This window comes from Sphingopyxis sp. (assembly GCF_035998905.1).
Taxonomy (GTDB): Bacteria; Pseudomonadota; Alphaproteobacteria; order Sphingomonadales; family Sphingomonadaceae; genus Sphingopyxis.
The window spans coordinates 19947-28757 of sequence record NZ_DASYHG010000028.1; the positions used below are offsets into that span (position 1 = coordinate 19947).

At 63.7% G+C, this 8811-nt stretch carries 10 protein-coding genes; 5 read left to right on the forward strand and 5 right to left on the reverse strand.

The features are described from left to right. The first annotated feature begins 81 nt into the window (after positions 1-81). A complete protein-coding gene (locus VGN62_RS17190) occupies positions 82-1134 on the forward strand; it encodes a DUF7146 domain-containing protein (RefSeq protein WP_058455997.1) in 1053 nt (350 codons plus the stop codon). A 21-nt stretch (positions 1135-1155) separates the two neighbouring features. Here VGN62_RS17190 and VGN62_RS17195 read toward each other — a convergent pair whose 3' ends face one another. Together VGN62_RS17195 and VGN62_RS17200 are read right to left on the reverse strand one after the other, a co-directional pair. After that, positions 1156-2202, reverse strand: coding sequence for a nucleotidyl transferase AbiEii/AbiGii toxin family protein (locus VGN62_RS17195; RefSeq protein WP_058455998.1), 1047 nt, complete (start codon positions 2200-2202; stop codon positions 1156-1158). Beyond that, the gene (locus tag VGN62_RS17200) at positions 2199-2846 is read right to left on the reverse strand and encodes a DUF6088 family protein (RefSeq protein WP_327456130.1); all 648 of its coding nucleotides are present in this window, start codon (positions 2844-2846) and stop codon (positions 2199-2201) included. Before VGN62_RS17200 ends, VGN62_RS17195 begins: the two co-directional genes overlap by 4 nt. A gap of 369 nt (positions 2847-3215) precedes the next feature. On the opposite strand from VGN62_RS17200, the gene VGN62_RS17205 reads away from it, so the two are divergent. Next, positions 3216-4157, forward strand: coding sequence for a DUF2493 domain-containing protein (locus tag VGN62_RS17205; RefSeq protein ID WP_058455999.1), 942 nt, complete (start codon positions 3216-3218; stop codon positions 4155-4157). A gap of 63 nt (positions 4158-4220) precedes the next feature. Next, positions 4221-5147 carry a HEPN domain-containing protein gene (locus tag VGN62_RS17210; RefSeq protein WP_058456000.1) on the forward strand — a complete coding sequence of 309 codons (927 nt, stop codon included), beginning with the start codon at positions 4221-4223 and terminating at the stop codon, positions 5145-5147. A 767-nt stretch (positions 5148-5914) separates the two neighbouring features. On the opposite strand, the gene merA is transcribed toward VGN62_RS17210, so the two are convergent. From merA to VGN62_RS17225, 3 genes are read right to left on the reverse strand one after another with little or no spacing between them, the layout of a single operon-like run. Further along, the gene (merA, locus tag VGN62_RS17215; protein ID WP_011542784.1) at positions 5915-7354 is read right to left on the reverse strand and encodes a mercury(II) reductase; all 1440 of its coding nucleotides are present in this window, start codon (positions 7352-7354) and stop codon (positions 5915-5917) included. A 10-nt stretch (positions 7355-7364) separates the two neighbouring features. Further along, a complete protein-coding gene (gene merP / locus VGN62_RS17220) occupies positions 7365-7646 on the reverse strand; it encodes a mercury resistance system periplasmic binding protein MerP (protein WP_041384122.1) in 282 nt (93 codons plus the stop codon). Between the two features lie 14 nt (positions 7647-7660). After that, a complete protein-coding gene (locus VGN62_RS17225) occupies positions 7661-8032 on the reverse strand; it encodes a mercuric transporter MerT family protein (RefSeq protein ID WP_011542782.1) in 372 nt (123 codons plus the stop codon). A 74-nt stretch (positions 8033-8106) separates the two neighbouring features. On the opposite strand from VGN62_RS17225, the gene VGN62_RS17230 reads away from it, so the two are divergent. After that, positions 8107-8562 carry a MerR family transcriptional regulator gene (locus VGN62_RS17230; protein WP_011542781.1) on the forward strand — a complete coding sequence of 152 codons (456 nt, stop codon included), beginning with the start codon at positions 8107-8109 and terminating at the stop codon, positions 8560-8562. Positions 8563-8611: 49 nt separating this feature from the next. Further along, positions 8612-8811 (forward strand): hypothetical protein (locus tag VGN62_RS17235; RefSeq protein ID WP_327456147.1); only part of this gene is annotated, 200 nt, incomplete at its 3' end.

The following is an 8811-nucleotide window of genomic DNA, read 5'->3' on the forward strand; positions in this document are numbered from 1 at the left end:
GGTGCCGAGCTGTCCGTGCGGATCGCCGATCGCCTTTCGATCGACATCTGCGCGGGCACAAGGCCTTTGAAGGAGCCCCGCATGGAAAGTCCAGCCCGTGAATTGGCGCGCCGCCTCGCCGAAAATGCCGAGGCCGTGTGCCGCCACTATCTCCCCAACGGTCGCCGCGAAGGCCGCTACTGGCTTGTCGGCGATGTCCGGGGGACGCCCGGTCGCAGCCTCTACCTTCTCCTGTCGGCGTCGGCTGACGCGCGGGGCCGGGCGGGCAAATGGACCGATGCCGCGAGCGGCGAACATGGCGACCTGCTCGATGTCATCGCCGCCAGTTGCGGTCACGTCGATTTGCGCGAGACGCTCGCCGAGGCGCGGCGATTTTTGAGCATGCCGATGCCGGAGCCGACCGGATCACCATCCCCGCGCTCGCGCAAGGTGTCGATGGGAACGCCCGTGGCCGCGCGGCGGCTTTGGGCTGCGTCGAAGCCGATCGCCGGGACGTTGGCAGTCGCTTATCTTGCATCGCGCGGGATCGATATCGACCCAGGCAATGGTGCGATCCGCTTTCATCCGCGCTGCTATTACCGGGCGTCGAGCGATGACGCTCCCGACGTGCGGACTGCCTGGCCGGCCATGATCGCCGCCGTGACCGACGATGCCGGCCAGATCGCCGGCGTCCATCGCACCTGGCTCGATCCGGCGGGAAGCAAGGCGCCGGTCGCCTGTCCCCGCCGCGCGATGGGAAATCTGCTCGGACATGGCGTGCGGTTCGGATCTGCGGCGGACGTCATGGCCGCGGGCGAAGGTGTCGAGACGGTCCTTTCGCTTCGCGAATTTCTGCCGGAGCTGCCGATGATCGCGGGTCTGTCGGCGGCGCATCTCGCCGCGATCCATTTTCCCGAACCGCTGCGCCGTCTCTATGTCGCGCGCGACGATGACGCCGCCGGGTCCTGGGCGATGAAGACCTTGGCCGCGCGCGCCGAGCCGCTCGGGATCGAGATCGTCCCGCTCGATCCGCGGCTTGACGATTTCAACAGCGATCTTGTTCGGATGGGCCGGGAAGAAATGGCGGCCCGGCTTCGCGCCCGGATGCTACCGCTCGATGCGGGGCGCTTCCTCGATAGCGTGAAGGTCTCGTGATCGACTGTTCGATGGCCGCTCTCAATTCGAGCCATTGAGCTTGCGTTCGAGGTCCGCGATATTTTCGATGATCGCCTCGAATTCGGGCGGCTCGCCGAAGATCATCGTCGCCATGGCGCGATAATCCTGCCTCAAATCATCGGTCATCCCCTTCTCGGGACAAAGGACGAATGTCGGCGGCTGCGCCGACGCGAGGTCGAAATCGGGACGATTGAAGAACATCCGCGCATGCGCGACACAGTCCTCGCCGAGGGCCCGGTCCTTCAACGCGCGTTGCCCGGCCTCGGACTGCATCAACTGATGAAGGTCATAATAGTGGCGCGATACGCGTTGGCGGTTGCCGCGAAGTTGCCCCCGGATCTCATACCATCGCCGCAGTCCGTGCAGGATGACGACCTTGTCCCAAAAGGTGCGCTCGGCATCGACGATGGTCACATTGGGGACCGCAAGGTCGATCGCCGGTAGATCCTCGTCGACATAGGGTGCGATGCTGCGGCGGCTATTGGGATCGAGCGCCGATTTCGCGCCCGACTCGATCTTCACGCTCTTCGCGATATAGGCATCTTCGCTCGTCACGCTGGGGTAGGCGATCAGCAATGTCTGGCGGTCCTTCGCATCGGGAAGAACCTGGATCGATCCCGCTTTGAGCCCGGCACGTTCGCAGCATTCGGCCGCGATGACGGTCAGGTGCTCGAGAAGCGCGCCGTTGATATAGGCCTCGCACGCATCCCGGATCGCGTCGAGCGCGGCTTCGCGCTTCTTTCGGCTCAAGGCCGCCAGCTCGTCGATCGACGCCGGCACGCCGAGATCGTCGCGAAAGACCGTCACGTCTATGTCTTCGGAGAAGCGGCGGATCAAGCCGAAGCCTTTGGACAGCGAGGTCCCGCCCTTGAAGAGCAGCCGGGGACCATCGGGCAAGCCGTTGAACAGCGCGTCCAGCGTCCAGCACACCCAGAAATCCTTCTCGACATTCTGCGGCGTGGTGCCGAGCCGCTGCGCGGTGGTGGTGAAAAGGCCGCTCCAGGTCTGCGCTTCGGTGCGCAATATCTCGTCGAAGCCGGGGTTCATTCATCGCTCTCCGGACGGACGACGAGCGGGCGGAGCAATTCCTGCATCCACACGGGCAAACTTGCCATGCCATCGGCAAGATCGGCGCGCAGTATCGCGCCATGGACGGGATCGCTCAACAGCTGCACGAGCCGGTCGCGCCATTGGTCGTTCTCGTCACCGGACATCGTGTCGCGCAGCCAGTGCAGCGCCTGGACGATCCGCATTGCCGGCCGTCCCGCCCAGAACAGCTTGCTCGCCGCCGTCGACTTGAAAATGATCGGCATGTTGCCGAGCTTGATCGCTTTGAGCCGCGTCTCGGCATGGACGATGACCTTCGCCGGCACCGCGTTGGTGAAGCCGAGATCGTTGGCGGCGGTCATGCCATCGACGAGGACGCGAATCTGGTCGCGGCGCGCCACGGCGTCGATCACCGCCTTTGGGCTGGGGGGATTGGCCTGGTGGGTCAGTTCATTATGCGCAGGCTTGTCATAGAGGCCGCGGTCGATCCGGCGCAATTCGCCGGACTTGCTGAGCCGCTGGAGAGTCTTGTCGACTGCGTCTCGCCCCCCGAGATCGAGAAAATCGCTGGGCGTCCAGACGCTGCCCGGCATGGCTGCGCGATCGAGGATGGCGGCTTTCAATCCGGATGCGGGCATGTTCATGTCCGAAATATGTAGCGGTATTTCGGACAGATGCCAAGAAGCCTGTCCGAAAAACATGGTAGGATTTCGGACATGGCGAGCGCCGCTTCTTCCGGCGCCCGGCCGGCTTGCCTCATTCCGGAGGCCGCGCCTCCGGCCTTCGCTGGAGGGCGACTGCGGCGGCGGGTACGGGCACCGCAATGGCGGATGCACGGCTATTTTCCGCCGGGGCTGCGCCCCTTTGCATCGCGAGGCAAAATAGCCGCGCCCCTGCCATCCTCCGCTGAAGCTTCGGCCGCGCGTGCCGCGCGGTGCGGACCCGCACCCGCCGCCGCGGGGGCGTCGCCGCGAAGGCCGCGAGAGGCGCGGCCACCAGAAGCGAGGCATGATATGACCGACCTGTCCGACATTTCCGAACGCGGCGAGCCCGCCGAGCCCGGCGCCAGCGCATATCTCCTCCAGGAAATGCAGCTCTACGGCTTTCGCCCCTTCGAGGACGAACCCGATGGCCGCCCGCTTCCCGATGATCGGCTCGCCGGCGGCGCCGTCGCCGACATCTTCGATGCGCTCGCGGGCTGTCTCGTCGACACCAGGATCGAACCCGATCTCGAGGATCTGCTCTGGGGCGTCGTCAATCTCTTCCATGGCGCCGGAACGCGGATCGAACGCGAGCTCGACCGCAACGAGGCGGCGCAGCGCGATCTCCAGCGCGAGCAGGATGGCAGCGAAATCCGCTCGGTCGAACTCGAGCGCGCGATCGCCGAAGGCATCACCCTGATCGAGCGGCGCGACGCGATGGAATTTTTCCGCGAATGCGCCGCCGAACAGTTTCGTATCCACGCCCGCAAGGCCTGGGTCCCGCGCACCGGGTCGCGCATCCGCCACCAGGCGATGACCGCCGCGATGATCGACAGCCGCGACTTCATGGACCGCCGCCTCCGCGAAAAGGCCAAGGCGTTGATCCCCGAGGGCACGCGCATCGCGTTCAGCGGCGGACCCGCGTGCAACGATCACCGGCATATCTGGTCGGCGCTCGACAAGGTTCATGCGCGTCACGCCGACATGGTCCTGCTCCACGGCGCGACTCCGACCGGCGCCGAACGCGCCGCTGCCTGCTGGGCCGACGCGCGGAAAGTGCCGCAGGTCGCATTCCGTCCCGACTGGAACCGCGACAAGAAAGCGGCGCCCTTCAAGCGCAACGAGCGCATGATCGACGCCATGCCCGCCGGGCTCATCGTCTTCTCGGGCACCGGCATCCAGGACAATCTCGTCGACAAGGCGCGGGCGTTCGGCATTCCGGTCTGGGATTTCCGCATCCGCGAGGCGCCATGAGGTGTCGATTTGGATCTGACGAAGCTTGCCTTCCGGCGAGCAGAATTACACAGGTGAATATCGATGCGTACCGATCTCGATCATCTTCCGGCCAACAAGCAGCGCGAGCTCGACCGCGTGAAGGCGATCATCTTCGAAGAATTCGAAGATGCCGTCGCGCTTTCGACGATGGGCTGGAAGAAGAAGGGCCGGATCGACAAGGTGATCCTCTATGGCAGCTATGCCCGCGGCGGCTGGGTCGACGAGCCGCACACCGCCAAGGGCTATCGCTCCGACTTCGATCTGCTCATCATCGTCAACGACAAGCGCCTCACCGACAAGATCGACTTCTGGTCGAAGCTCGAGGATCGGCTGACCCGCGAGCTTGCGATCGACAAGACGCTGCACACGCCGGTGAATTTCATCGTCCACACCTTGCAGGAAGTGAACGACGGGCTCGCGCATGGGCGCTATTTCTTCATGGACGTCGCACGCGACGGGATCGCGCTCTACGAATATGACGACAAGGAATTGCATACGCCGAAGCCGAAAACGCCCGAGCAGGCGTTGGCGATGGCGAAGGAGTATTTTGAGGAGTGGATGCCTCAGGCTAACGCCTTCTTCAAAATGCACGAGGCAGGGCGGGCAGAAGGCGCGCTCAAACAGGCGTCATTCGTTCTTCATCAGGCGACGGAGAGCCTATATCATTGCGTCCTGCTGGTCTGCAGCTTCTACACGCCCCATGTTCACAATCTCGGCTTCCTGCGGACGCAGGCAGAGAGGCTCGACATGCGCTTGGTCGATGCTTGGCCGCGCCAGTTGAAAGCAGATCGAGCGCGGTTCGAGAAACTGAAAGAGGCTTATGTGAAGGCCCGCTACTCGAAGCATTTTCGCATCACCGAAGCGGACCTCATCTGGCTTGCCGCGCGCGTCGAGGAACTCGGTCGGGCAGTTCACGAAATCTGTTCGGAGCGCATTGCAGAGCTTGAGGCCAATTGCCGCCCGGTTTGATAGCCCAGTTGCGATCAATCTCGGCGCAATGATAGTTGCACGGGATACAATGTGTTGCCTCACAGCATCACCCCGCAAGATTCCGTTACGGCAGCCTGATTCCACTGGCGTTTGATGTCGACCCGATTAATGCGCGTGCGGCGACCCAAATGGAGGGCTCCTCCATTCTCCTGCGGCGACTCCATTGGGGTCGCCGCTTTTGCTTGGCGGCTTTGCGCCTAAGCCCGGCCATTCACCGCCAGCGACGCGTGGCCCAAAACCAGTCGTTCGCAAATGGGCCATTATAGCAGTGGCCGGACGTCCGATCTCCCACGAAACCTAACAGCTGCGAGAAACGCCCTTATCTTTGGAACGCGAGAACTTGCCCCATGCCCGTTCGCTGCCCCACCACAGAGCGGCAAACCCGCCAAGCGTGACTCCGCCCAGAATACCCCAGCCATGTGGCCCCAGCGGCAGCATCCCAATCGCGTAGGCGACGACCAGTATCGCCATCCCAATCAGGAACGGTCCGGTGAAACGGCAATGAGTCCGGCCGCACCGTCTGGCGTTCATGATACAAGCCGCACCCATGGAGGCCAGCATGACGGTCCAGATGACCGCGCGGGGCGTAGGTTCCAGCCACATGGCGGCCAGCATGGCTAGGCCGGGAATAGCCAGAGCCCGACAAGCGTGCGCCAGTTACCCGACCAATCCCCGGCGCCGCTGGCGGGATCGGAACCGCGCGGGCTACTCATGTCATCTCACCGCCGCGACGCGACCGAGCAATCTTATCCTGCACAGCAGGACAGCCTTTTCACATCCCGATCGAATGTCTGCGCAGCCAGCTTCAGTCCTTCGACCGTGGTCAGATAGGGGAAGATCATCTCCGCCAGATCGTCGATCGTGAGGCCGCAGCGGATCGCCATGGCGGCGGTCTGGATACTGTCCGCACCTTCCGGCGCCAAGATATGCGCGCCCAGCAGTTTGCGGGTCCGGCCATCCGCAACCAGCTTGATCAGGCCGCGCGTGTCGCGAGCCGCCAATGCGCGCGGAACATTCTCGAGCGGGAGGGTCGAGGTTCGCGTTGCATATCCTGCCGCGATAGCCTGCGCTTCGGTGAAGCCGACACTGGCTACCTGCGGATCGCTGAATACGACGGCCGGCATGGCCGAATTGTCGTACCGCAGGCTATCGCCGTTCAAGGCGTTCTTGGCGGCGATCTTTGCGCCATAGGCTGCCATGTAAACGAACTGGTCTCGGCCCGTCACATCGCCGGCGGCATAGACGCCGCGCACCGAGGTTCGCATATGGTCATCGACAATGATGGCACCGCTGAGCGTCTGCTTCACCCCTGCCTCGATGAGACCGAGGTCCTCCACATTCGGGGCGCGCCCGGTCGCTACGAGAAGGCGCTCCGCGACGATGGTTTCGGCGACCCCGTTGCGCAGGACGGTGAGCGCAGTGCCCCCTTCCGCCGTCTTGTGGGCCGACTGATAGGCGAGGTCGCCCAGAACCGTGATGCCTTCGCTCGAAAGATAGTCGGTCAGCGCGGCACCGATCTCCGGCTCCATATCGGGGAGAAGGCGGCTGCGGAAAACGAGCGTCACGTCGACGCCGGCGCGGGAGAACATCTGGGCGAGTTCCACACCGATATAGCCGCCCCCGAGGACGATCATCGATTTCGGCAACTCGGTCAGGTCGAGCGCGGTAGTGCTGTCGAGCGCATCGACGTCCGGAAGGCCCGGGATAGCCGGCACCGCCGGACGCGTACCTGTCGCAATCACGATCCGGTCAGCGGTGAACCGCCTTCCACCGGCCTCGACGCCATTTTCGACGAGCCGCGCCGTGCCTTCATGGTAGGCGATATTATTGTAGAGAGGCAGGAGATCCGCATATTTCGCCTGACGAAGGCCCGAGACGAGCGAGTCCTTTTCGGCGATCACCTTGCCCCAATCGGCCATTCGTGCCCCGGCCTCGACACCGTTGAACCGCATCGGCGCGGCATTCGCGTGGTGAATGCTCTCGACCGCGCGGATCAGCGCCTTGGAAGGAACGCAGCCGACGTTGACGCAGGTTCCGCCGATGGTGCCGGCACCGATAACGGCGACTTGGGCTCCTTGCTCCGCCGCGGTAATCGCGGCCGAGAACCCAGCCGAGCCGCCGCCCACGACGATAAGGTCGTACTTCTTGGCCTGAGAGCCGTCGCCCCGATTGCAGCAATCACTCATGATACGACTTTCACTTGCGGACTCGGGAAGGGTAGCCAGCGTTGGTGGTCGCCGCGATCAACGCCGCGGTGCTGGTCTTGGCGTCGTCATAGGTGACCGTCGCGGTATGCGTTTTGGCCGACACTTCGACAGCGGTCACGCCGGGTACGCGCGACAGGCTCTTTTTGACGGTGGGAGCGCAGGTCACGCAGGTCATGTTCTCGACCGCCAAGGTGGTGGTCCGGATTGCGGCAAAGGCCGGCCCGGATGCGAACAGCGCAGCCGCGGCCGCGAACAGGGTAAGCTTCTTCATCATGGTCTCCTTGTTCAAAGGTCGAGGAATAGGGGGGCGAGATAGGGGAAGAGGACGGCGAGTCCGATCAGCGCCGTTGCAAGCCACAAGGCCGTCTTTGCCAAGCGGTTGGAGGAAGGCGTGCCGCACTCGCCCTCGGCGCAGACCACGCGCGGCTGACGATAGATCCGCCAGAACCCGGCGGCCAGGAAGGCGATCGCCACCGCCAGGAAGATGGGCTGATAGGGGGCGAGCGCGGTCAGGTTGCCGATCCATGCGCCACTGACGCCCAGTGTGAAGAGCACTAGCGGGACGATGCAGCAAGAGGCCGCGCCGAGCGCGCCCAGACTTCCTCCAACAATCGCTATCCACGCACCACGTCTGGAAGCCGTTTTCGGCTGGGTCATTTTCTGTTCTCCGAATCACGTTGTTGACCCTAGATAGGATCTGTAGCGGCTACAGGTTCAAGAGGTATTTCAGCATGGATCGGAAAAATCTGCAGGACACAGCGCCCCGGCTCCCCATCGGAGCACTGTCGCGGCGCACCGGATGCAACATCGAGACGATCCGCTATTATGAGAAAATTGGCCTGCTCTCCGCGCCTGCGCGCAGCGACGGCGGTCACCGGCTCTATGGCTATGGTCATCTCATGCGGCTCGGCTTTGTGCGGCGCGCGCGGGAACTGGGCTTCACGCTGGACGAGATCCGCGCGCTGCTTCGGCTGGCCGAGGACCGCGATCGCCCATGCACCGAAGCGCGCGAGGTCGCCGTGGTCCATCTGACCGACATTCGTACCAAGATCGCGGATCTTCAGGCCATGGAGTCGGTGCTTGCCGAAACCGTCGTGCGATGCGCGGATGGCAAGACCCCGGAATGCCCGCTGCTGGAAACGCTATTCGGTTCGATCGATCCGTCTGCCCGGCCTCCTGCCGGCTAGCCGCCGTCGGCCAGCACAGACCAATGTCGGTTTTCGCAAGGACGACGCTTTGGCGAAGCTCAATGTCTGCTTCTTTCATTTTCAGTCCGAAAGCCGACAGGCTGGAAACGTTGAGGGTTTCGGACGCCGCGAGGCGTCGGAAAGTCTTCGGTGCCCGAACCGCGGTGGTCATGGTCTGAGCTATGGGGAAAGCTGTTTTGCGCAGGTCGTGGTGCTGGACGTTGCTGCCCAAAATCGGACGTATCTGAG

What these genes read in the sequence shown, in the direction of transcription:
- VGN62_RS17190 (WP_058455997.1), top strand. Translation starts at nt 82, where the DNA reads ATGGAAAGTCCAGCCCGTGAATTGGCGCGCCGCCTCGCCGAAAATGCC.
- VGN62_RS17195 (WP_058455998.1), bottom strand. Translation starts at nt 2,202, where the DNA reads ATGAACCCCGGCTTCGACGAGATATTGCGCACCGAAGCGCAGACCTGG.
- VGN62_RS17200 (WP_327456130.1), bottom strand. Translation starts at nt 2,846, where the DNA reads ATGAACATGCCCGCATCCGGATTGAAAGCCGCCATCCTCGATCGCGCA.
- VGN62_RS17205 (WP_058455999.1), top strand. Translation starts at nt 3,216, where the DNA reads ATGACCGACCTGTCCGACATTTCCGAACGCGGCGAGCCCGCCGAGCCC.
- VGN62_RS17210 (WP_058456000.1), top strand. Translation starts at nt 4,221, where the DNA reads ATGCGTACCGATCTCGATCATCTTCCGGCCAACAAGCAGCGCGAGCTC.
- merA (WP_011542784.1), bottom strand. Translation starts at nt 7,354, where the DNA reads ATGAGTGATTGCTGCAATCGGGGCGACGGCTCTCAGGCCAAGAAGTAC.
- merP (WP_041384122.1), bottom strand. Translation starts at nt 7,646, where the DNA reads ATGAAGAAGCTTACCCTGTTCGCGGCCGCGGCTGCGCTGTTCGCATCC.
- VGN62_RS17225 (WP_011542782.1), bottom strand. Translation starts at nt 8,032, where the DNA reads ATGACCCAGCCGAAAACGGCTTCCAGACGTGGTGCGTGGATAGCGATT.
- VGN62_RS17230 (WP_011542781.1), top strand. Translation starts at nt 8,107, where the DNA reads ATGGATCGGAAAAATCTGCAGGACACAGCGCCCCGGCTCCCCATCGGA.